Source organism: Brevundimonas sp. UBA7534, from assembly GCF_002479325.1.
GTDB lineage: Bacteria > Pseudomonadota > Alphaproteobacteria > Caulobacterales > Caulobacteraceae > Brevundimonas.
The window spans coordinates 18294-39353 of the sequence record NZ_DLMO01000101.1; the positions used below are offsets into that span (position 1 = coordinate 18294).

At 70.3% G+C, this 21060-nt stretch carries 22 protein-coding genes; 17 read left to right on the forward strand and 5 right to left on the reverse strand.

Annotated features, from left to right (window positions below; genetic code table 11):
• Nucleotides 1–116 precede the first annotated feature (116 nt).
• On the reverse strand, nt 117–1244 hold the full coding sequence (locus B2U11_RS07640) for an AI-2E family transporter (RefSeq protein ID WP_292070915.1): 1128 nt from the start codon (nt 1242–1244) through the stop codon (nt 117–119).
• A 108-nt stretch (nt 1245–1352) separates the two neighbouring features.
• Between B2U11_RS07640 and B2U11_RS07645 the strand changes: the two genes are divergently transcribed.
• From B2U11_RS07645 to B2U11_RS07710, 14 genes are all read left to right on the forward strand, one after another.
• On the forward strand, nt 1353–2891 hold the full coding sequence (locus B2U11_RS07645) for a helicase HerA-like domain-containing protein (protein WP_292070916.1): 1539 nt from the start codon (nt 1353–1355) through the stop codon (nt 2889–2891).
• A gap of 43 nt (nt 2892–2934) precedes the next feature.
• Nucleotides 2935–3492 carry a NifU family protein gene (locus tag B2U11_RS07650; RefSeq protein ID WP_292070917.1) on the forward strand — a complete coding sequence of 186 codons (558 nt, stop codon included), beginning with the start codon at nt 2935–2937 and terminating at the stop codon, nt 3490–3492.
• Between the two features lie 70 nt (nt 3493–3562).
• On the forward strand, nt 3563–4159 hold the full coding sequence (locus B2U11_RS07655) for a helix-turn-helix domain-containing protein (protein ID WP_292070918.1): 597 nt from the start codon (nt 3563–3565) through the stop codon (nt 4157–4159).
• Between the two features lie 72 nt (nt 4160–4231).
• Nucleotides 4232–4609 (forward strand): helix-turn-helix domain-containing protein, encoded by a 378-nt coding sequence (locus tag B2U11_RS07660; RefSeq protein WP_292070919.1) that lies wholly within the window; start codon nt 4232–4234, stop codon nt 4607–4609.
• Nucleotides 4610–4641: 32 nt separating this feature from the next.
• Nucleotides 4642–5349, forward strand: coding sequence for a tRNA (adenosine(37)-N6)-threonylcarbamoyltransferase complex dimerization subunit type 1 TsaB (tsaB, locus tag B2U11_RS07665; protein ID WP_292070920.1), 708 nt, complete (start codon nt 4642–4644; stop codon nt 5347–5349).
• Nucleotides 5346–5774, forward strand: a complete 429-nt coding sequence (gene rimI, locus B2U11_RS07670) for a ribosomal protein S18-alanine N-acetyltransferase (RefSeq protein ID WP_292070921.1) — start codon at nt 5346–5348, stop codon at nt 5772–5774. Before tsaB ends, rimI begins: the two co-directional genes overlap by 4 nt.
• 27 nt (nt 5775–5801) lie before the next feature.
• Nucleotides 5802–6281 carry a Fur family transcriptional regulator gene (locus tag B2U11_RS07675; RefSeq protein WP_292070922.1) on the forward strand — a complete coding sequence of 160 codons (480 nt, stop codon included), beginning with the start codon at nt 5802–5804 and terminating at the stop codon, nt 6279–6281.
• 66 nt (nt 6282–6347) lie between these two features.
• The gene (miaB, locus tag B2U11_RS07680; RefSeq protein ID WP_292070923.1) at nt 6348–7775 is read left to right on the forward strand and encodes a tRNA (N6-isopentenyl adenosine(37)-C2)-methylthiotransferase MiaB; all 1428 of its coding nucleotides are present in this window, start codon (nt 6348–6350) and stop codon (nt 7773–7775) included.
• The gene (locus B2U11_RS07685) at nt 7765–8751 is read left to right on the forward strand and encodes a PhoH family protein (protein WP_292070924.1); all 987 of its coding nucleotides are present in this window, start codon (nt 7765–7767) and stop codon (nt 8749–8751) included. Before miaB ends, B2U11_RS07685 begins: the two co-directional genes overlap by 11 nt.
• Nucleotides 8748–9203 (forward strand): rRNA maturation RNase YbeY, encoded by a 456-nt coding sequence (gene ybeY / locus B2U11_RS07690; RefSeq protein ID WP_292070925.1) that lies wholly within the window; start codon nt 8748–8750, stop codon nt 9201–9203. Before B2U11_RS07685 ends, ybeY begins: the two co-directional genes overlap by 4 nt.
• Nucleotides 9200–10852, forward strand: coding sequence for an apolipoprotein N-acyltransferase (gene lnt / locus B2U11_RS07695; protein WP_292070926.1), 1653 nt, complete (start codon nt 9200–9202; stop codon nt 10850–10852). Before ybeY ends, lnt begins: the two co-directional genes overlap by 4 nt.
• A gap of 1 nt (nt 10853) precedes the next feature.
• Nucleotides 10854–11261, forward strand: coding sequence for a helix-turn-helix domain-containing protein (locus tag B2U11_RS07700; RefSeq protein ID WP_292070927.1), 408 nt, complete (start codon nt 10854–10856; stop codon nt 11259–11261).
• An 81-nt stretch (nt 11262–11342) separates the two neighbouring features.
• Nucleotides 11343–13505: a protein-disulfide reductase DsbD family protein gene (locus B2U11_RS07705; protein WP_292070928.1), complete on the forward strand. Its 2163-nt coding sequence runs from the start codon at nt 11343–11345 to the stop codon at nt 13503–13505.
• A 158-nt stretch (nt 13506–13663) separates the two neighbouring features.
• Nucleotides 13664–14203, forward strand: coding sequence for a redoxin domain-containing protein (locus B2U11_RS07710; RefSeq protein WP_292070929.1), 540 nt, complete (start codon nt 13664–13666; stop codon nt 14201–14203).
• A 3-nt stretch (nt 14204–14206) separates the two neighbouring features.
• Here the strand turns inward: B2U11_RS07710 and B2U11_RS07715 are convergent, their stop codons facing one another.
• Nucleotides 14207–14455, reverse strand: a complete 249-nt coding sequence (locus B2U11_RS07715; protein ID WP_292070930.1) for a hypothetical protein — start codon at nt 14453–14455, stop codon at nt 14207–14209.
• Between the two features lie 170 nt (nt 14456–14625).
• Entirely contained in the window at nt 14626–15102 is a 477-nt protein-coding gene (locus B2U11_RS07720; RefSeq protein ID WP_292070931.1) for a hypothetical protein, read from the reverse strand.
• Nucleotides 15103–15224: 122 nt separating this feature from the next.
• On the opposite strand from B2U11_RS07720, the gene pgi reads away from it, so the two are divergent.
• Entirely contained in the window at nt 15225–16832 is a 1608-nt protein-coding gene (gene pgi, locus B2U11_RS07725) for a glucose-6-phosphate isomerase (protein WP_292070932.1), read from the forward strand.
• Between the two features lie 57 nt (nt 16833–16889).
• Here pgi and B2U11_RS07730 read toward each other — a convergent pair whose 3' ends face one another.
• Nucleotides 16890–17348, reverse strand: a complete 459-nt coding sequence (locus tag B2U11_RS07730) for a hypothetical protein (RefSeq protein WP_292070933.1) — start codon at nt 17346–17348, stop codon at nt 16890–16892.
• Nucleotides 17349–17648: 300 nt separating this feature from the next.
• On the opposite strand from B2U11_RS07730, the gene groES reads away from it, so the two are divergent.
• Both groES and groL read left to right on the forward strand, forming a co-directional pair.
• Nucleotides 17649–17936, forward strand: a complete 288-nt coding sequence (gene groES, locus B2U11_RS07735) for a co-chaperone GroES (RefSeq protein WP_201215817.1) — start codon at nt 17649–17651, stop codon at nt 17934–17936.
• Nucleotides 17937–17990: 54 nt separating this feature from the next.
• Nucleotides 17991–19640, forward strand: a complete 1650-nt coding sequence (groL, locus tag B2U11_RS07740) for a chaperonin GroEL (protein WP_292070934.1) — start codon at nt 17991–17993, stop codon at nt 19638–19640.
• Nucleotides 19641–19747: 107 nt separating this feature from the next.
• On the opposite strand, the gene hslU is transcribed toward groL, so the two are convergent.
• Nucleotides 19748–21049 (reverse strand): ATP-dependent protease ATPase subunit HslU, encoded by a 1302-nt coding sequence (gene hslU, locus B2U11_RS07745; protein ID WP_292070935.1) that lies wholly within the window; start codon nt 21047–21049, stop codon nt 19748–19750.
• Nucleotides 21050–21060: the final 11 nt, after the last annotated feature.

Sequence of the window (21060 nt, forward strand, 5' to 3'; positions counted from 1 at the left end):
GCGCCGCGGTTCGGAGGGGGGAGTGTCCCGCGGCGTTGATGCGGAAATGGGGAGCCGGCGACGGGGTTCAAGGCCCCGCGTCGCGCGGAATCGCGACAAGGCGCCGCAGCGCCCGATCAGCCGTCTTCGCCGGCGTCGCGGCCCTTGCGCGGGCGGGCCTGACCCTCCTGGGCGTTCGGCTCCGAGGCGTAGGGCTCGCCGTCGCCCGACAGCAGCACCGCCATCCAGCGCGAACCCCTGAACTCGGCCAGGATCGCCATGGCCATGACGGCCAGCGGGGTCGACAGGAACATGCCGACCACGCCCCACAGCTTGCCCCAGAAGGCCAGGGCCAGCAGCACCACCACCGGGTCGATGTTCTGATTGTCGCCCTGCATCCGCGGCTGGACCATGTTGCCGACCACGAAGAGGATGGCCTGCAGCCCGCCCAGCAGGATCAGGGCCGGCCAGTAGCTGTCGAACTGGACCAGGGCGAACAGCGGCGGCGCCAGGCCAGCGATCGCCCCGCCCAGGACGGGGATGAAGCCGACGATGAAGATGACGAAGGTCCAGAACTCGGCGTTCTGCAGGCCCACGGCCCGCATCAGGATCCACGCCGCCACGCAGATCATGGCCCCGGTCACCGCCTGAACCCACAGATAGCCCTCGACCCCGCCGCGCACGCGCTGGAACACGGCCACGGCCTCGGTGCGCTGGTGACGGTCGGGGAACATGTGCACGATCTTGCGCTGGAAGCCGGCGCGCGAGGCCAGCAGGAAGCCCAGGTAGACCAGAACGAAGAAGGCGCCGGACGCCACGCCCTGGGCCTGGAAGGCCAGACTGGTCAGATAGCCCCGCAGATCGACGCCGCGCAGCAGGTCCTGCGCCGTCGGCGGATTCTGCTGGTTGAACAGGCTCCAGACGTCGCGGATGATCTGGTCGATGCGCGGACCCAGGTTCTGGGACACCCCCGACGCCTCGCCGAAGAAGCCCGCCGCGCCGTTCACGATGATGCCGATGGAGGCGAAGAAGCCCAGCACCACCAGGGCCAGGGCGGCCACGCCGGCCCAGCGCGCGGTCAGCGGCGTGCGCGTCTCCACCCAGCGCTTCAGCCCGTCGATCATGATCAGCAGGAAGATGGCCATGGCCAGAGGCGTCAGGATGTCCCGCAGCCAATAGACGGCCGCGCCCGCCGCCACCGTGGCGATCAGGGCCAGTGCGTTTCTGGCCACGACGGAGCTGGGCACGGCGACGGGAGATTTCATGCGTCCGTTGTCGGCGGCGCCAGGGGCGGCGTCAACTCGGGCACGGGGACGGTTCCGGCCGGCGGGCGACTGCGCTAGAGCTTGGAGACGATTGATCGGAGACCCCTCATGACCGACGCCGTTCCCGGCCTTTTCCTGGGCCAGTCCGATCAGGGCGAGGCCGAGCGCCTGCTGTTCCATCGCGCCAACCGCCACGGCGTCGTCGCCGGCGCGACGGGCACCGGCAAGACGGTGACGTTGCAGATCATGGCCCAGGGATTTTCGGACGCGGGCGTGCCGGTCTTCTGCGCCGACGTGAAGGGCGATCTGTCCGGCGTGTCCCAGGTCGGCGCGCCCAACGACAAGCTGACCGCGCGGGCGACGGACATGGGCCTGACCCTGACGCCGCGCGCCGCGCCGACGGTGTTCTGGGACCTGTACGGCGAAAAGGGCCATCCGATCCGCACCACCATCAGCGAGATCGGCCCGGTGCTGATGGCGCGGATGCTGAACCTGAACGACGTCCAGGAGGGCGTGCTGACGGTGGCCTTCCATGTCGCCGACAAGGAAGGCCTGCTTCTGCTCGACCTTGAGGACCTGCGCAGCCTGCTGGCCTATGTCGGGGAGAACGCCGACCGCATCGGGCGCGAGGTCGGCAACGTCGCCTCGGCCTCCGTCGCCGCCATCCAGCGCGCGTTGCTGCAGCTGGAACAGCAGGGCGGGGCCGCCTTCTTCGGGGAACCGGCGTTGCGGCTTGAGGACATGATGCGGACCGGCCTGGACGGGCGCGGCCAGGTCAATGTGCTGGATTCCACGCGACTGATGAACAGTCCGCGCCTGTATGCGGCCTTCCTGCTTTGGCTGCTGTCCGAACTGTTCGAGCAACTGCCCGAGGTGGGCGACCCCGACAAGCCGCGCCTGGTCTTCTTCTTCGACGAGGCGCACCTGCTGTTCAACGACGCGCCCAAGGCGCTGCTGGAAAAGGTCGAGCAGGTCGTGCGTCTGATCCGCTCCAAGGGCGTCGGCGTCTATTTCGTCACCCAGAACCCGGCCGACATTCCCGACAGCGTCCTGGCCCAGCTGGGCAACCGCATCCAGCACGCGCTCAGGGCCTACACCCCGTCCGAGCAGAAGGGACTGAAGGCGGCCTCGCAGAGCTTCCGCGTCAATCCGGCCTTCGATACGGCCGAGGCGATCCAGGGGCTGGGCGTGGGCGAGGCCCTGGTGTCGGTGCTGGACGACAAGGGCGCCCCCACGGTGGTCGCGCGCACCAAGATCCGGCCGCCGGATTCCCGCCTGGGCCCCGCCACCGACGCCGAGCGCGCCGCCGTCATGGCCGCCAGCCCCGTGCGCGGCCTCTACGACCAGGTGGTCAACCGCGAATCCGCCGAGGAGATCCTGGCCGCGCGGCACGCCGCCGCCGACCAGGCCGAGGCCCAGGCCAAGATTCAGGCCAGGGCCCAGGCCGAACAGGCCAAGGCGGACGAGAAGGCGGCCAGGGAGGCGGCGCGAGACCAGGCCCGCGCGGCGCCCCGGGCCCCCGCCCGCCGCCCCTCGAATCGCCAGACGCCGATGGAGGCCCTGACCAAGTCGGTGCTGCGCACGGCCGGATCGACCCTGACGCGCGAACTGCTGCGCGGCGTGCTGGGCGGGCTGAAGCGGCGCTGAACACCCTCTTGAATCCGGGGCGGGCGGGGCGCATCTGCGGTCCATGTTCATCCAGACCGAACCCACGCCCAATCCGAACGTGTTGAAATTCCTGCCCGGCCGCGACGTCTCGCCGGCCGCGGCGCTGGAGTATCGCACCATCGACGCGGCGACCGCTTCGCCGCTGGCCGAGGCGCTGTTCGAGCTGGAAGGCGTCGACGGCGTCTTCTTCGGCGCGGATTATGTGTCGGTCACCCGCCAGGCGCAGGGGCCGGACTGGACCGAGATGAAACCGGCCGTGCTGGCGGCGATCATGGACCATTTCGTCTCGGGCCAGCCGCTGACCCGCGACGGGGCGGGGGCCGAGACCCACGCCGAGGACGACAGCGAGATCGTCGCCGAGATCAAGGCCCTTCTGGACAGCCGCATCCGGCCGGCCGTGGCCCAGGACGGCGGCGACATCCTGTTCGACGCCTTCGACGAGGAGACCGGCGTCCTGTCCCTGAGAATGCGCGGCGCCTGTTCGGGGTGCCCCTCGTCCTCGGCCACGCTGAAGGCGGGGGTGGAGCAGATGATGCGCCACTATGTTCCTGAAGTGACGCGGGTGGAACAGACCCTCTGACCAACCTTTGCGGGTGGGGTGAAACGATTTCGTCTCGCCTTGGCGATCGGGCTGCGTCATTCTGGCGGCCATGTCGCGCTTCCAGCCCGATCCCGACGCGCTTCGCCTGGGCGAAGCTCTGGCCGCGCTCCGCCGTGACCGAGGCCTGTCGCAGGCCGAGGCCGGCGCGCGCCTGGGCATGACCAGCCAGGGGTGGGGTCTGTATGAGGCCGGCCGGCGTCCCGGCCTGTTCCGACCCGACGTGCAGCGTCGCCTGACCGCCGCGCTGGACGCCTCGCCCGAGGACCTGGCCTTCGCGCGCGACGGTCTGAGCGGCCCGTCCGACAACGCTTCCGACGATACGCCGGCCGCGGAGGGCCTGGAGGCGCGAGGACGAAGCTTCGAGGCGGCTTCGCCCCGTGTCCGGCGGTTGCAGATTTCCGACGACAGCCTGGCCCCCTGGGCCGCGTCCGGCGTCGTGGTGGAATATCGACCCGGTCAATGGCCACGCCAGGGCCAGGGCTGCGTGTTGGAGATGGTCGACGGCTCGGTGCGGGTGCGGCTGTATCGCGGCGCGGACGCCGAGGCGCTGCATCTGGCCGGCGCGGGCGCTCTGGATGTGATGGAGACCATCCCGCGCCGACAGGCCGCACTGGTGTCTGCGGTGATCGCCCGCCTGGACGGGTGAAACCTTATGGTTGCAAATCATTTCGTTTCATGAAACGGTCTGGTTGTCCTGAACCGGAGACCGCCGCAGCGCATGACCGCCCGATCCGCCAAGGCCGTGGACGCCGTCGTCGGCGCCCGGATCGCCGTTCGGCGGCGCGCCCTGGGCCTGTCGCAGACGGCGCTGGCGGGTTTGGTCGGCGTCAGCTGCCAGCAGATCCAGAAGTACGAGAACGGGCAGAACCGCATCTCGGTGTCGCGCCTGCACGCCCTGTCGCTGGCGCTGGGCCTGCCGGTCGAGGCCTTCTTCCCCGACCGGCCTGACGGCGCGGACGCCGCCGAGCTGACCACCCTGCGCGCCCTTACCACCACGCCTGAGGGCCAGGCCCTGGCCGACGGCTTCGCCCGCATCCACGACCCGGCCGTACGCCGCGCCCTGACGCGGCTGGTCGAGGTTCTCGCGGCGGTCTAGGCTCGCGCCCGATCCGGTCCTAGAAGACCGGCATGACGGTTTTGGTGATCGATACGGCGCTGGGCGCCTGCACGGCGGCGATGTTCGACGGCGACCGGCCGCTGGCCGTGCGGTTCGAGCCGATGGCCAAGGGCCACCAGGAACGGCTGGGGGGCCTGGTGCGCGACGTCGTGGCCGAGGCGGCGGCAAAAGGGGGCGCCGGCTTCGACGCTGTCGAGCGGATCGGCGTCACGGTCGGGCCGGGCTCGTTCACGGGGCTGCGCGTCGGCCTGGCCTTCGCCCTGGGGCTGGGGGCGGCGCTGGACCGTCCGGTCCTGGGCCTGTCGACGCTGGAGGCCCTGGCCGCCTCGGTCGCCGATGCGGCGGGGCCGGTCGCGGCCCTGATCGACGCGCGGCGCGGGCAGGTCTATGCGCGGCTGTTCGACGACGGCGTTCCGCTGGGGCCGGATGCGGCCCTGACGCTGGAAGACGCGACGCGCGCCCTTCGGGCCCTTGGCCGGCCGGCGCGGTGGGTCGGAAACGGCGCGTCCGTCCTGGCCGAGGCCTTTCCCGATCTGGCCCGGCTCGACCTTGACCCGCGCCTCGCCCCGTCGCCGGAGGCCCTGGCGCGCCTCACCGCGGCGGGCGATCCGGCGACACGCCCGCCAAGACCGACCTATCTGCGCGCGCCCGACGCCACGCCGCCCAGCCGCCTGCCGGGCCAGCCGCGCCAAGGCTCCGCGCAGCAGGGGCCGCGATGAGCGACCCGCACGCCCTGGCCGCCCTGCACGCGACCGCCTTTCCCGCGCCGTGGAGCGCGGCGGTCTTCGTCGATCTTCTGGCCCAGCCCGGCGTCTTCGCCGTGACCGAGGCGGACGGCTTCATCCTGATGCGCGCGGTGCTGGACGAGGCCGAGATCCTGACGCTGGCCGTGCGCCCCTCGGCGCGCGGCGCGGGCCTGGGCGGACGGCTGGTGGGGCAGGGCGCGGTGCGGGCGGCGCAGGCCGGCGCGACCCGGATTTTCCTGGAGGTGGCCGAAGACAACGCCGCCGCGCGCGCCCTCTACGACCGCGCCGGTTTCCGACAGATCGGCCGGCGGCGCGGCTATTACGACGGCGGCCGGATCGACGCCCTGGTGCTGGAACGCGACATGGCCGCGCCACCGGATAAGGCGGCGCTTCCCTGACGCGACGACAGCCCCTATTCTAGGGTCATGGACCGGATCGAAAAACTCTGCGCCGAGCGCGGCATGCGCATGACCGAGCAGCGTCGCGTGATCGCCCGCGTGCTCTCCAACGCCGAAGACCACCCCGACGTCGAGGAGCTGTACCGCCGCGCCTCGGCCATCGACCCGCACATCTCGATCGCCACCGTCTATCGCACGGTGCGGCTGTTCGAGGAGGCCGGGGTCGTCGAGAAGCACGACTTCGGCGATGGGCGCAGCCGCTATGAAGAGGCGGGCGACGACCACCACGATCACCTGATCGACACCCGCTCGGGCGAGGTGATCGAATTCTTCGACGCCGAGATCGAGCGTCTGAAGACCGAGATCGCCGAACGGCTGGGCTTCGAACTGATCGGGCACAAGCTGGAACTGTACGGCGTGCCGGTCGAGGGGGCCGAACCGTCCAAGCGCGAGGGGTTGATCTTCAAGCGTCACGCCGCCCGCGTCGATCCGGAGACGACGTCCTGACGTCGAAAGGCCCGATTCGACGTGCTGAAGTGGCGCGCAGCGCGATAGCGCAGTAAAGAGCCGCGAATGACCGAAACCCTGGTTCCGCAAGCGGCCGAGGCCGAACCCGCGCCGACCAAGCGCCTGTTCATCAAGACCTACGGCTGCCAGATGAACGTCTATGACTCAGAGCGCATGGCCGATGTCCTGCGGCCGCTGGGCTATGCGCCGACCGAGACGCCGGACGACGCCGACTTCGTCATCCTGAACACCTGCCACATCCGCGAGAAGGCCGCCGAGAAGGTCTATTCCGAGCTGGGCAAGCTGAGAGAATTGAAAGACGCCAAGGCGGCGACTTCGAACACGAAGATGACGATCGCCGTCGCCGGCTGCGTGGCCCAGGCCGAGGGCGAGGAGATCATGCGACGCCAGCCGGCGGTGGACCTGGTGGTGGGGCCTCAGGCCTATCACCAGCTGCCCGAGCTGCTGACCCGCACGGCGCGGGCGCGGGGCGAGCGCATCGGCGCCGACTTCGCCCCCAACGACAAGTTCGACGCCCTGCCGACGACGCGCGGCGGGGACGGCGTGACCGCCTTCCTGACCGTGCAGGAGGGTTGCGACAAGTTCTGCACCTTCTGCGTGGTGCCCTATACGCGCGGGGCCGAATGGTCGCGCCCGCTGGCCGCCGTGCTGGACGAGGCCCGCGCCCTGGCGGATCGAGGCGTGCGCGAAGTCACCCTGCTGGGCCAGAACGTCAACGCCTATGACGGCGAGCGCGCCGATGGGAAGCCGGCGACCCTGGCCGAGCTGGCCTACGCCCTGGCCGACATCCCCGGCATCGACCGCATCCGCTATACGACCAGCCACCCCAACGACATGTCCGACGACCTGATCGCGGCGCATGGCGACCTGGACGCCCTGATGCCCTATCTGCACCTGCCGGTGCAGTCGGGTTCGGATCGCATCCTGCGGCTGATGAACCGCAAGCACGGACGCCAGAAGTATTTCGACCTGATCGAGCGCATCCGCGCCGCGCGGCCGGACATGGCGCTGTCGGGCGATTTCATCGTCGGCTTCCCCGGCGAGACCGAGCGGGATTTCGAGGACACGATGGATCTGGTGCGGCGCGTGAACTACGCCAGCGCCTTCTCCTTCATGTATTCGCCGCGCCCCGGCACCCCGGCCGCCGGCATGGGGGCGCAGGTCCCGCCCGAGGTCGCCAAGGACCGGCTGCACCGGCTGCAGGCCCTGCTGCTGGAACAGCAGGTCGCCTTCAACACCGCCCAGGCGGGGCGGACGCTGAACGTGCTGTTCGAGAAGAAGGGCCGACACGGCCGCCAGGCCATCGGCCGCTCGCCCTATCTGCAATCGGTTCACGTCGAGGACGCGGATCATCTGATCGGCCGGATCGTTCCGGTCCAGATCGTCAGCGGTCAGCAGAACAGTCTGACCGGGCAACTGGTCGCCCCCGTCCCGGTGTCGCGGGACCTTGGAGTCTCCGTGCTTGGCGCGTGAAAGCGAATTCATTCCCCTGAACGACGCCGAGCTGCGCGCGGTGGTCGGGCCCAACAGCCGACACGTCGCCCTGATCGAGGACGCCTTCAAGGTGCTGGTCGAGGCGCCGGGCGGCGGCGTGTCGGTCAACGGCGGCCCGCGCGATCGCGGCGACGCGCGCCGGGCCATCGAGGACCTGGCCAAGCGCGCCGCCCTGGGCGCCGAGGTCACGGAGGCGGACGTCCGCGCCGCCCTGGGCCAGGCGCGCGGCGGCAAAGGCACGCCAGGCATGGCGGCGGCGGGCGTGTCCCTGCCCGGCGGCAAGCGCGGCGCGATCGTGCCAAAGACCAAGGCGCAGGCCGCCTATCTGGATATGCTGGGCCGCTGCGAGCTGAGCTTCGGCGTCGGACCGGCGGGGACAGGCAAGACCTTTCTGGCGGCGGCCTATGGCGCATCGCTGTTGCGGCGCGGCCAGGTGGACCGGCTGGTCATCACCCGCCCGGCGGTCGAGGCCGGCGAGAAGCTGGGCTTCCTGCCAGGCGACCTGAACGAGAAGGTCGATCCCTATCTGGCCCCCATCTGGGAAGCCCTGAACGACATCCTGGGCCCCGAGGACGTGCAGCGCCGTCGCGACAAGGGCGAGATCGAGGCCGCCCCCATCGCCTTCATGCGCGGCCGCACCCTGAGCCACGCCTTCATCATCGTGGACGAGGCCCAGAACACCAGCCGCCTGCAGATGAAGATGGTCCTCACCCGTCTGGGCGAGGGCGCGCGCATGGTGGTGACGGGCGATCCGTCGCAGATCGACCTGCTGAACCCGCGCGATTCCGGCCTGGCCCATGCGCTGCGGATCCTGGACGGGGTCCAGGGGGTGGGCATCCTGAAGTTCGCGGCCGAGGACGTGGTGCGCCACGCCATGGTCGAGCGGATCGTGCGCGCCTATGACGCCGACGCGGCGCGCCGCCTGCCCGCGCCCGACCTCGAAGACGACGCATGATCGAGGTCGAGGTCGAGGCGGGCGCCTGGACGTCCGCCCTGCCGGACGCCGAGGCCGTCGCCGCCCACGCCGCCGCCGCGGCGCTGGGGAGCGTTCAGGGCGACGTGGTCGTGCTGCTGAGCGACGACGCGGCGGTGCGCGACCTGAACGCCCGTTTCCGCGACAAGGACCGGCCGACGAACGTGCTGTCGTTTCCAGCGCCGGAGAACGCCTTTCCGCATCTGGGCGACCTGGTGCTGGCCCACGGCGTCTGCGCCGAGGAGGCGCGAGTGCAGGGCAAGACCCTGGCCGACCATCTGAGCCACCTGGTCGTTCACGGCGTGCTGCACCTGCTGGGCCGCGACCACGAGGACGACGGCGAGGCCGAGGAAATGGAAGCCGAGGAGCGCGCGATCCTGGCGGGCCTGGGCGTGCCGGACCCCTACGCCGCCGAACGCGAGGACCAGGCATGACGCCCGACGCCGTTCTGAACCGGATGGCCGCGCCGATCCGCGCCCTGCCCGAGCCGCGCCGCCGCTGGGCCTGGCGGGCGATCCGCATCGCCCTGGCCCTGCTGGCCGGGGCCGGGACGGCCTTGGCGCATCCGCCGTTCGGGGTCCTGATCGGCCTTCTGGGCTATCCGCTGCTGATGATCCTGTCGGAGCGGTCGGACCGGGCGCGCGGCGCCTTCTGGATGGGGTGGCTGGCCGGGTTCGCCTATTTCTTCATCGGCTGCTGGTGGGTGGCCGAGGCCTTCTTCGTCAATCCCGAACAGGCGTGGATGGCGCCCTTCGCGGCCAGCCTGCTGCCCGCCGGACTGGGCCTGTTCTGGGGCGGGGCCTGCGCCCTCTATCGACGGTTCGCGCCGATCGGCGTGGTCAGGGTGCTGCTGTTCGCGGCCCTGTTCTGCGCCTTCGAATGGCTGAGGGGCCATGTGCTGACCGGCTTTCCGTGGAATCCGGCGGGCGCCAGCTGGCGCGCCGGCGGGGCCCTGTCGCAGTTCGCCTCGGTCGTCGGGGTCTATGGGCTGAGCCTGGTCACGGTGGCGGGCGTGGCGGCCCTGGGTCCCCTGGTCGGGCCGGGCCTGTGGCGAGGCCGCTGGACTTCGGCCGCCCTGGGTCTGGTCGCCCTGGCCGGGGTCGCCGCCTTCGGCGCGGCGCGGCTGGGCGGCGCTGAGCTGCGCTTCACCGACACGGTGGTGCGGATCGTCCAGGCCAACGTGGACCAGGAATCCAAATGGACGCCCGAGGCCTACCGCTCCATCGTCGAGCGCTACCTGCGGCTGACCGCCCAGCCCGCCGCGCGGACCCCCGACGTGGTGGTCTGGCCCGAAGGCTCCCTGCCCGCCGCCGACTATCAGGTGTTCGCGCCCGGCGCCGGGGAAGGCGAGGGGATCGCCCGGGCCCTGCGGCCCGGCCAGACCCTGCTGATGGGACTGGCGCGGGGCGAGGCGGACCCGGCGGCGCCGGAGGGCGCGCGCTATTACAACAGCCTGTTCGCCCTGCATGACGAGGGCGGGGCGGGCCTGCGCGTCGCGGCCGTCTATGACAAGCACCGGCTGGTGCCGTTCGGCGAATATCTGCCGTTGGGATCGGTGATGACCGCCGTGGGCCTGCGCAGCCTGGTGCATATGCCCAGCGATTTCTCCGCCGGACCGACGCCGGCGCCCATCGCCCTGCCGAACGCGCCGCCGGTCCAGCCGCTGATCTGCTACGAGAGCCTGTATCCCGGTTTCACGACGGGCGCGGCGGGCCGTCCGGCGTGGATCGTCAACGCCTCCAACGACGCCTGGTTCGGCAAGACCTCGGGGCCGCGCCAACACCTGAACCTGGCCAGCTATCGCGCCATCGAGACGGGCCTGCCCATCGCGCGGGCCACGCCGACGGGGATTTCGGCCATGATCGACCCGTGGGGGCGGATCGTCGACGGCGAGCGGCTGGACCCCGGCGTCATGGGAGTGATCGACGCGCGACTGCCCCAGGCGACGGACGCGACGCCCTATGGCCGATGGGGCGACGGCCTGTTCGGCGCGATGCTTCTGGCCAGCTTGGCCTTTGGCTTGTGGCCGGTCCGGGCGCGCTTTAAGGTCGGTTTCAAACCGGGACGATCGAGCGGGAACTGACATGGCGCGGGGCGACGACAACCAGGAACCGCACCCCGTCGATCGCCACGTCGGCCGCCGCGTGCAGGAGCAGCGGCTCAGCCAGGGCTTCAGCCAGACCGCCCTGGGCAAGGCCGTCGGCGTCAGCTTCCAGCAGATGCAGAAGTACGAGAAGGGCCAGAACCGCATCTCGGCCTCCAAGCTGTTCGAGATCGCGGACTTCCTGAACGTCGGCATTCCCTATTTCTTCGAAGGCTACGGCCGCCAGCCGGGCCTGGCCGAGGAGGCGCAGGCCGGCTTCGACCACGAACACCCGGCCACGCGCCAGTCACTGGAGATCGCGCGCCTGGCCCCCCAGCTGCCGCTGCGCAAGCAGAAGCTGATCCTGGAGATGATGCGCGAAATGCTGGAGGCGGGTGGCGCAGAATAGGCGCTGCGGCGGCCTGTCGGTGGATGCGCCCGCGCGCGCGGGCTAGGGTGGCGCCGCCTTCTTCCCCACGGATGCCCCCACGTGCGCCTGCTCCTTCTGATCCTCGGCCTTTTGCTGGCGCCCGTCGCGGCGCAGGCCCAGGCCGCGCCATCGCCCGCCGCCGCCCTGGTCGGCCTGGGGCCGCAGAAGACCGAGCGGATCGAGGCCGAGCTGGTCCCGATGTCGCAATGGGCCACGCCCGGATCGACCCTGGTCGTGGCCGTGCGCCAGAAGATCCAGCCGGGCTGGCACACCTATTGGCGCAATCCGGGCGATTCCGGCGGGCCGACGACGCTGGACTGGACCCTGCCGGCGGGGGTGAAGGCGGGCGAGATCGTCTGGCCCCTGCCCGAGCGTCAGCGGCTGCAGAGCCTGGTCAACTATGGCTATTCCGGTTCGGTGCTGCTGCCCGTGCCGATCGAGGTTCCGGCCTCGTCCCCGCCGGGACAGGTGCTGGCGCTGCGGACCCAGGCGCTGTTCATGGTGTGCAGCGATCAGATGTGCGTGCCCGACGAACTGCCGCTGGCGCTGGACATCGAGGTCAGGGACGGCGCCGCGCCCCTTGATCCGACCTATGGCGCGGCCATCCAGGCGGTGCTGGCCGAGGCGCCGCGCCCGGCCCCGATCCAGGCGCGGATCGCGTTGCGGGACGGGCGGCTGACGCTCAGCGCCGCGGGCGGGCCGTTGGCGGGCGCCGACATCGGCCGGGCGCATTTCTTTCCGTTCCAGGGCGGGATCATCGACCATGCGGCCGACCAGACGGCGACGCGCGGCGACCAGGGCCTGACCCTGAGCCTGGCGCCCGGACGCGGGACGCGCGACGGCGTGACCGGGCCGGTCTCGGGCGTGCTGGCGACCGACGCCGGCGCCTGGGAGATCACGGCCGAGTCGGGACCGGCCCTGGCGGGGACGACCGGGCGGGCCATCTCGGGCGAGGCGGGCGAACGGCCCGCGCCGGGGTCGGCCCCCGCAGCGACCGGCCTGATCCAGGCCGCGCTGCTGGCCCTGCTGGGCGGGCTGATCCTGAACCTGATGCCCTGCGTCTTTCCCATTCTGGCGATGAAGGCGGCGGCGCTGTCGGCCTCGGCGCACGAGACGCGCGTGGCGCGGCGCGACGGCCTGCTTTTCCTGGCGGGGGTGCTGGCGACCTTCCTGGTCCTGGCGGGCGCCCTGCTGGCGCTGAGGGCCGGGGGGCAGGCGGTCGGCTGGGGCTTCCAGCTGCAGTCGCCTGCGGTGGTCGCGGGCCTGAGCCTGCTGATGCTGGCGACGGCGCTGAACCTGTCGGGGGTGTTCGACATCGGCGGGTCGCTACAGGGGGCCGGGCGGTTGTCGCACGTATCGGGCGGGGCGGGGGCTTTCCTGACCGGGGTGCTGGCGGTGGTTGTGGCCGCGCCCTGCACCGCCCCCTTCATGGCCGTTGCGCTCGGCGCGGCCCTGGTCATGCCGTGGCCGGCGGCGCTGCTGGTCTTCCTGATGCTGGGCCTGGGCCTGGCCCTGCCCTATGTCGCGGTCAGCCTGTCGCCGGGCCTGCTGCGGCGGTTTCCCCGGCCGGGGCCGTGGATGGAGCGTCTGCGGCGGCTGCTGGCCTTTCCGATGTACGGCGCGGCCCTGTGGCTGGCCTGGGTGTTCGCGCGCCAGACCGGAGGCGACGCCCTGGCCCTGTTGTTCGGCGCCGGACTGCTGCTGGCCCTGGCGCTGTGGCTGTTCGGCCTGAGACAGGGCGAGCGCGCGGCCGGACGAGGCGGCTGGATCAGCGGCGGCGCGGCGCTTCTGGCCTTGGTCCTGGCCGCGCTGGCGGGGGTCGCGGCGGCGCGGGCCCCGACCGTCGCGCCGGGCCAGGCCAGCGAGGGCGCGGCGTTGGCCTCCCAACCCTGGTCGCCCGAGGCGGTGCGCGCGGCGCAAGGTCAGGGCCGGCCCGTGCTGGTCAACTTCACCGCCGACTGGTGCGTGACCTGCAAGATCAACGAGGGCGCCGCCCTGTCCTCGCCGCGCCTGGCCGAGGCGATCGCCGCGACGAACGCCGTCTATCTGGTGGGCGACTGGACCCGGCGCGACGACGCCATCGCCCGCGAGCTGGAACGCCACGGCCGGTCGGGCGTGCCGCTCTATCTGGTCTATCCGGCCGGCGGCGGCGAACCGCGCATTCTGCCGCAGCTTCTGACCGACGGCCTCGTGATAGACTCCCTGCAGGAGGCCGCGCGCTGACTGCGGCCCGTATCAGGGAAACGCCGTCATGATCCGCCGCCTGGCCCTCGCCGCCGTCGCCACGCTGACGCTCGCCGCCTGCCAACAGCAGGAGGCCGCCGCGCCCTGTTGAGACCGCATCGACCGAACCGACCCCGGCCGCCGCGACTCAGGAGGGGATGGCCCCGGCCTTCACCCTGGTCGACGCCGAGGGGACGCAGCGGTCGCTGGCCGACTTCAGGGGCAAGACGGTGGTGCTGGAATGGACCAACGAGGGCTGTCCCTATGTCCAGAAACACTATGGCGCGGGGGCCATGCAGGCGCTGCAGCGCGAGGCGACCGGCGGCGGCGTGGTCTGGCTGACCATCGTGTCCTCGGCGCCCGGGACGCAAGGCTTCGTTGAGGGCGAGACGGCGCGGGCCTTCAAGGCCAAGCATGACGGCGCCTGGACCCACCTTCTGCTGGATCCGACCGGGGAGGTGGGCAAGCTGTACGACGCCAAGACCACGCCCGACATGCGTGTGATCGATCCGCAAGGCCGCATCGTCTTCGAGGGCGGCATCGACGACCGTCCGACGAACAAGCCCGAGGACCTGGAGGGCGCGACCAACTTCGTCCGCGCGGCCCTGACCGACATGGAGGCGGGCCGCCCGGTCCAGACCCGCTTCGCCCAGCCCTACGGCTGCTCGATCAAATATCCGGAGACGGTGGAGGGGTAGGCTTCAGTCGGCGGGGGCGATCTCGATGACGATGCGTTGTTGGTCACTGCCGAACTCCGCCTTCGCCTGCCCGCCCCGCTCCATCGCCAGCGTCGGCTCGGCCAGTTTAGTCTCCCCGCGCCAGAGCGACGTGACCAGCACCAGTCCGTCGTCGGTCGGATTGAGAGTTGCATTGAAGGCATGGCCGCCGTTCTGATCCGATCCCTGCACGCTGACATCGCCCTCTTCGGCGATCAGGGCCTGGCCCCGCATCTGCGCGACGCCGTGGTCGCTGACGGAATAGGAGACGACATAGCGCTTGGGGCTGCAAAGCCGGACAGGCCGACCAAGACGACGCCGGCCATGAGGATCCGTGACAGGGTCATGAGGTTCTCCGCACCAAACGAAACGACGATAGCTGAGTCCCGTCCAGCGCGAAAGCCCTACACCTCAGGCTGCGGCGGGGCGGTGATGACCTCGACGTTGTCGTTCAGCAGGTAGGACAGTTCCGACAGGGCCACGGCGCGTTCGGCGGCGCTCGGAGCGGCCTGGACGGCGGCGACCTTCTTGGGGATGTCCTCGGAGATGCCGCGCAGGATGCACTTCAGGTCGCCGTCCGTGCCGCGTTCCTTCAGGATCAGGTGACCCTGCATGTCCAGCTGGGACAGGGCCTCGGCGCGGGTCTTGAAGCCGGTGAAGACCGGGCCGGCGAAGAAGCCGTCGGCGTCGGCGGCGCGGGACGCTGCCCAGCCGTCGACCAGGGCCTTCAATTCGGCCGAGCGGTTCACGATGTCCGCGAACAGGGGCTCGCCCGCCACCGACACCGGCGCGCCGGCGGCGGTGGGCGGCTGGGCCGCGGCCTGGGCCACCGCGGGATTGGAGACCATCAGGGCGATGGAAAGGGCGACGCCGCAGGACATGGAGAACCTCGGGGGGCTGACTTCCTGTTTCAACGTCCGCTAGGACGTTGAACCGGGATACGCCCGACCCGTAAACGAGTGTTTACCCTACCGCCCGCCCCGACCGCTTCTGAGGACAGAACATGAGCCGCGACGCCGCCTGGACCGCCTTCGACCGCACCGCCGCCGAGGCCGGAAAGACCCGCATCGTGGATCAGTTCGCCGCCGATCCCGGGCGGCTGGCGCGGATGTCGGTCGAGGCGGCGGGGCTCTATCTGGATCTGTCGAAGCAGAGCTGGACCAAGGCCGCCTTCGACGCCTGCCTGGACCTGGCGCGCGCCTGCGACGTGGAGGGGCGACGGTCGGCCCTGTTCGGCGGCGAGGCCGTCAATCTGACCGAGGGCCGCGCGGTGCTGCACCCGGCCCTGCGCGCGGCGGCGGGCGCGGACTTCCACGCCCTGGGCGAGCCGGTCTCGGCCGAGGTGGACGCCGTGCGCGCCGACATGAAGGCCTATGCCGAGGCCGTGCGGTCGGGCGCCGAGGCGGGGGCGACGGGCCAGCCGTTCAAGGCCATCGTCCACGTCGGCATCGGCGGATCGGATTTGGGGCCGCGCGTGGTGTGGGACGCGCTGCGCCCGCTGGACCCGGCCATCGACCTGCGCTTCGTCGCCAACATCGACCCACGCGACATGGCCGAGGCCCTGACCGGGCTCGACCCCGCGACCACCCTGGTCGTGGTGGTGTCCAAGACCTTCACCACCCAGGAGACCCTGGCCAACGCCGAGGCGGCCAAGGCCTGGCTTCAGGCGTCGCTTCCGGCCGAGGGCATGACCCGGCACTTCATCGGCGTGACGGCGGCGCCGGACAAGGCCGCGGCCTTCGGCTGCGGACGGACCTTCGCCTTCCGGGACTGGGTCGGCGGGCGTTATTCGCTGTGGTCGGCGGTCAGCCTGTCATGCGGCATCGCCCTGGGCTGGGACGTGTTCGAGGCCATGCTGGCCGGGGCGGCGGAGATGGACGACCATTTCGTCGCGGCCCCCCTGGAGGCGAACGCGCCGGTGCTGCTGGCCCTGGCCCAAGTGTTCAATGTCGACGGCCTGAATCGCACGGCGCGAACGGTGGCGCCCTACGCCCATGCGCTGCGCCGCCTGCCGTCCTTCCTGCAGCAGCTGGAGATGGAGTCGAACGGCAAGCGGGTGCATCGCGACGGAACGCCGGTGACGCGCCAGACCTGCCCGGTCGTCTTCGGCGAGCCCGGCACCAACGGCCAGCACGCCTTCTTCCAGCAGATCCACCAGGGGCCGCAGGTGGTTCCGGCCGAGTTCGTGATCGTGGCCCGCACATATGAAGACGCGCCCGAGTCGCCCCTCTGGTCCAACGCCCTGGCCCAGGGCCAGGCCCTGATGCTGGGCAAGACGACCGAAGCCGCCAAGGCCGAAGGTCTGGCGCAGGGGTTGTCGGAAGAAGAGGCGGCACGCCTGGCGCCCCATCGCACCTTCACCGGCAACCGGCCCTCGACCGCCATCGTCATGGACCGCCTGACGCCCCGGACGCTGGGCGCCCTGATCGCCCTCTATGAGCACAAGACCTTCGTCGAGGGCGTGATCTGGGACATCAACAGCTTCGACCAGTGGGGCGTGGAGCTGGGCAAGGTGCTGGCCAAGGCGATCCTGAAGGACGTCCAGGCGGGGGGCCCCAGCGCGGATTTGGACCCGTCCACCGCCGCCCTGATGACGCGGCTGATGAACTGACACATGAAAAAGGGCGCCCCGATCGGAGCGCCCTTCCTCATTCCCGACGTCTAGGCCTTACCAGCGACGGTCGTAGCGGTAGTCCCGGTCGCGGCGATAGTCGCGGCGCGAGTCATAGCGCGAGTTGTAACGGCGGTTGTCGTACCGGTAGTCGTAGCCCGAGCGGCTGCGATCGATGCCGTGCTCGCGCTCCCAGTGACCCTGGTTCCGATAGCAGCGGCCGCCGCGGTAGTATTCGCAGTCGTTGCCGCGGCTGCCGGAGGCGGCGCCGACCGCCGCACCCGCCAGGGCGCCGCCGGCGATGTAGGTTCCGTCGCCATTGCCCAGCAGGGCGCCGGCCAGACCGCCCACCGCCGCGCCGATCAGGGCGTTTTGGGCGGTGTCGTCACGGTCCCGATCGCGATCATGGCGGTAGGACTGCGCCGAGGCCGGGGCCGCCATCATCGTCAGGGCGACGACCGGGGCGGCCGCCAGAGCCACGGCCTTGGGGGCGGTGATCTTCAGCATCTTCGTCATGGTTCGTCTCCTTTGTCTCTGGGCTTCGAAGCGCTTTCCGAAAGGGGAATGCCTGAAGCGTTGGGTCGGTTTTAGCGTCCCGCCCTTGAACGACCCCGGAGCCGGACGTTCATCTTCAGTTCATACGCCAAGAAAGTTTTCGAGACCGATTTCGGCCCGCGCCGCTTGACCCGGCCGGTCCGCCTGCCTAACTCCCGGCCGCGTTAGCACTCTCGCCGGTCGGCTGCCAAAACGGCGATCGCGGGAGGGCCGACCGACTGTTCACAATCGCCCCATCCGGGGGATCAAGGGAGACAACCGATGGCGTTTCGTCCGCTCGGCGACCGCGTGCTGGTCAAGCGCGTTGAAGAAGAATCCAAGACCAAGGGCGGGATCATCATCCCCGACACGGCCAAGGAAAAGCCCCAGGAAGGCGAAGTCGTCGCCGTGGGCCCCGGCGCCCGTGACGACTCGGGCAAGGTCAACGCCCTGGAGTTGAAGGCCGGCGACCGCATCCTGTTCGGCAAGTGGTCGGGCACGGAAGTGAAGATCGACGGCGACGACCTGATCATCATGAAGGAATCCGACGTCCTGGGCGTGCTGTCCTAAGCACCCGACGTTCCGGCATTCCTCACTCAAACCTATAGATAGGAGCAGCCACGCATGGCCGCCAAGATCGTACAATTCAACACCGACGCCCGCGACAAGATGCTCAAGGGCGTCAACGTCCTGGCCAACGCCGTCAAGGTGACCCTGGGTCCCAAGGGCCGCAACGTCGTGATCCAGAAGTCCTTCGGCGCGCCGCGCTCGACCAAGGACGGCGTTTCGGTCGCCAAGGAAATCGAGCTGGAAGACGCCTTCGAGAACATGGGCGCCCAGATGATCCGCGAAGTCGCTTCGAAGACGAACGACAAGGCGGGCGACGGCACCACCACCGCGACCGTTCTGGCTCAAGCCATCGTGCAAGAGGGCCTGAAGGCCGTCGCCGCCGGCATGAACCCGATGGACCTGAAGCGCGGCATCGACAAGGCCGTCGGCCTGGTGCTGGAAGAGATCAAGACCAACTCCAAGCCGGTCTCCAACAACTCGGAAATCGCCCAGGTCGGCACCATCTCGGCCAATGGCGATAGCGAAATCGGCGAGCTGATCGCCCAGGCGATGGCCAAGGTCGGCAATGAAGGCGTCATCACCGTCGAGGAAGCCAAGACCGCCGACACCACCGTCGACGTCGTCGAAGGCATGCAGTTCGACCGCGGCTACCTGTCGCCCTACTTCATCACCAACGCCGACAAGATGGAGGCCGTCCTCGAAGAGCCGCTTATCCTGCTGTTCGAGAAGAAGCTGACCAGCCTGCAGGCCATGCTGCCGATCCTTGAAGCCGTGGTGCAGTCGGGCCGTCCCCTGCTGATCATCGCCGAGGACATCGAAGGCGAGGCCCTGGCCACCCTGGTGGTCAACAAGCTGCGCGGCGGCCTGCGCGTCGCCGCCGTCAAGGCGCCGGGCTTCGGCGACCGCCGCAAGGCCATGCTGGAAGACATCGCCATCCTGACGGGCGGCCAGGTCATCTCCGAAGACCTGGGCATCAAGCTGGAGAGCGTCACGCTCGACATGCTCGGCAAGGCCAAGAAGGTCTCGATCACCAAGGACGACACCACCATCGTGGAAGGCGTCGGCGGCAAGGAAGAGATCGAAGCCCGCGTGGCCCAGATCAAGCGCCAGATCGAGGACACGACCTCGGACTACGACAAGGAAAAGCTGCAGGAACGTCTGGCCAAGCTGGCCGGCGGCGTCGCGGTCCTCCGCGTCGGCGGTTCGACCGAGGTCGAGGTGAAGGAAAAGAAGGACCGCGTCGACGACGCCCTGAACGCCACCCGCGCCGCGGCTGACGAGGGCATCGTTCCCGGCGGCGGCATCGCCCTGCTGAAGGCCTCCAAGATCCTGGCCGACGTCAAGGGCGACAACGCCGACCAGAACGCCGGCATCGCCATCATCCGCCGCGCCCTGCAGGCGCCGATCCGTCAGATCTCGGAAAACGCCGGGGTCGAAGGCTCGATCGTCGTCGGCAAGGTGCTGGAGAACGACCAGGCGTCCTACGGCTTCAACGCCCAGACGGAAGAGTACGGCGACCTGGTGCAGATGGGCGTCATCGACCCGGCCAAGGTCGTGCGCACCGCCCTGCAGGACGCCGCTTCGGTGGCCGGCATCCTGATCACCACGGAAGCCGCGGTCGCCGATGCGCCGAAGAAGGCCTCGGCCGGCGGCGCGCCCGACATGGGCGGCGGCATGGGCGGCATGGGCGGCATGGACTTCTAAGTCCAAGTCATCCGACGCTGAAATGCGGAAGGGCGGGCCAGCGATGGCCCGCCCTTTTCGTTTGTGGCGCCGCCAAGTGCCCACCGTGAAGCGACGAGCGTCCTGTCCTACAGGATGAACCGGCTGAGGTCGGCGTTCTTGGCCAGGTCGCCGATCTTTTCGCGCACGGCGGCGCCATCGAAGGCGATGGTCTGGCCCGACAGGTCGGAGGCCTTGAAACTGGTTTCCTCCAGCACCCGCTCCAGCACGGTCTGAAGACGCCGCGCGCCGATGTTCTCGATGGCCGAGTTGGCGGCGACCGCCGCATCGGCCAACGCCTCCACCGCATCGTCGGTGAAGGTCAGGGTCACGTCCTCGGTGGCCAGCAGGGCCTGGTTCTGGCGGATCAGATTGGCCTCAGGCTCGGTCAGGATGCGCTTGAAGTCTTCGCGTGTCAGGGCCTTCAGCTCGACCCGGATCGGCAGGCGGCCCTGAAGCTCGGGCAGCAGGTCGCTCGGCTTGGCCACGTGGAAGGCGCCCGAGGCGATGAACAGGACGTGGTCGGTCTTCACCGGCCCGTATTTGGTCGAGACGGTGGTGCCCTCGATCAGCGGAAGCAGGTCGCGCTGCACCCCCTCGCGCGACACGTCGGCGCCGCGCGCCTCGGAGCGGGCGGCGACCTTGTCGATCTCGTCCAGGAAGACGATGCCCTCGTTCTCGGCCAGCAGCAGGGCCTCCTTGGTCAGGCTCTCCTGATCCAGCAGCTTGTCGCCTTCCTCGGCGATCAGAGGGGCCGTGGCGTCGCGCACGGTCAGCTTGACCGTCTTGGTGCGGCCGCCGCCCATCTTGCCCAGCATCTCCGACAGGTTCAGCAGGCCGACGTTGCCCCCGCCCGGCAGGTCCAGCCCCTGGATCGGCGAGGCGGTGTCGGCCAGGGCGACCTCGATCTCCTTGTCGTCCAACTCGCCGGCGCGCAGCTTCTTCCTGAAGCTGTCGCGCGTGGACGGGCCGGCGCCCGGCCCGACCAGGGCGTCCAGGATGCGGTCCTCGGCGGCGCCCTCGGCCCGCGCGCGCACCTCGCCGCGCCTGCGGTCGCGCACCATCACCAGGGCGCTTTCGACCAGGTCGCGCATGATCTGGTCGACGTCGCGGCCGACATAGCCGACCTCGGTGAACTTGGTCGCCTCGACCTTCAGGAAGGGCGATCCCGCCAGCCTGGCCAGCCGCCGCGCGATCTCGGTCTTGCCGACCCCCGTGGGCCCGATCATCAGGATGTTCTTGGGGGTCACCTCGTCGCGCAGGTCCTCCGGCACCCGCTTCCGGCGCCAGCGGTTCCTAAGCGCCACGGCCACGGCGCGCTTGGCGTCCTGCTGGCCGACGATGAAGCGGTCGAGTTCGGAGACGATTTCGCGGGGAGACAGATCGGTCATGCCGCTGAGAT

Excerpts from the sequence above, each read along its gene's own strand:
- groL (WP_292070934.1), top strand. The coding sequence starts at position 17,991 with ATGGCCGCCAAGATCGTACAATTCAACACCGACGCCCGCGACAAGATG.
- B2U11_RS07650 (WP_292070917.1), top strand. The coding sequence starts at position 2,935 with ATGTTCATCCAGACCGAACCCACGCCCAATCCGAACGTGTTGAAATTC.
- miaB (WP_292070923.1), top strand. The coding sequence starts at position 6,348 with ATGACCGAAACCCTGGTTCCGCAAGCGGCCGAGGCCGAACCCGCGCCG.
- tsaB (WP_292070920.1), top strand. The coding sequence starts at position 4,642 with ATGACGGTTTTGGTGATCGATACGGCGCTGGGCGCCTGCACGGCGGCG.
- rimI (WP_292070921.1), top strand. The coding sequence starts at position 5,346 with ATGAGCGACCCGCACGCCCTGGCCGCCCTGCACGCGACCGCCTTTCCC.
- hslU (WP_292070935.1), bottom strand. The coding sequence starts at position 21,049 with ATGACCGATCTGTCTCCCCGCGAAATCGTCTCCGAACTCGACCGCTTC.
- B2U11_RS07730 (WP_292070933.1), bottom strand. The coding sequence starts at position 17,348 with ATGACGAAGATGCTGAAGATCACCGCCCCCAAGGCCGTGGCTCTGGCG.
- B2U11_RS07700 (WP_292070927.1), top strand. The coding sequence starts at position 10,854 with ATGGCGCGGGGCGACGACAACCAGGAACCGCACCCCGTCGATCGCCAC.
- B2U11_RS07710 (WP_292070929.1), top strand. The coding sequence starts at position 13,664 with ATGGCCCCGGCCTTCACCCTGGTCGACGCCGAGGGGACGCAGCGGTCG.
- ybeY (WP_292070925.1), top strand. The coding sequence starts at position 8,748 with ATGATCGAGGTCGAGGTCGAGGCGGGCGCCTGGACGTCCGCCCTGCCG.
- B2U11_RS07715 (WP_292070930.1), bottom strand. The coding sequence starts at position 14,455 with ATGCGGGGCCAGGCCCTGATCGCCGAAGAGGGCGATGTCAGCGTGCAG.
- B2U11_RS07640 (WP_292070915.1), bottom strand. The coding sequence starts at position 1,244 with ATGAAATCTCCCGTCGCCGTGCCCAGCTCCGTCGTGGCCAGAAACGCA.
- B2U11_RS07660 (WP_292070919.1), top strand. The coding sequence starts at position 4,232 with ATGACCGCCCGATCCGCCAAGGCCGTGGACGCCGTCGTCGGCGCCCGG.
- pgi (WP_292070932.1), top strand. The coding sequence starts at position 15,225 with ATGAGCCGCGACGCCGCCTGGACCGCCTTCGACCGCACCGCCGCCGAG.
- B2U11_RS07655 (WP_292070918.1), top strand. The coding sequence starts at position 3,563 with ATGTCGCGCTTCCAGCCCGATCCCGACGCGCTTCGCCTGGGCGAAGCT.
- lnt (WP_292070926.1), top strand. The coding sequence starts at position 9,200 with ATGACGCCCGACGCCGTTCTGAACCGGATGGCCGCGCCGATCCGCGCC.
- B2U11_RS07720 (WP_292070931.1), bottom strand. The coding sequence starts at position 15,102 with ATGTCCTGCGGCGTCGCCCTTTCCATCGCCCTGATGGTCTCCAATCCC.
- groES (WP_201215817.1), top strand. The coding sequence starts at position 17,649 with ATGGCGTTTCGTCCGCTCGGCGACCGCGTGCTGGTCAAGCGCGTTGAA.
- B2U11_RS07645 (WP_292070916.1), top strand. The coding sequence starts at position 1,353 with ATGACCGACGCCGTTCCCGGCCTTTTCCTGGGCCAGTCCGATCAGGGC.
- B2U11_RS07675 (WP_292070922.1), top strand. The coding sequence starts at position 5,802 with ATGGACCGGATCGAAAAACTCTGCGCCGAGCGCGGCATGCGCATGACC.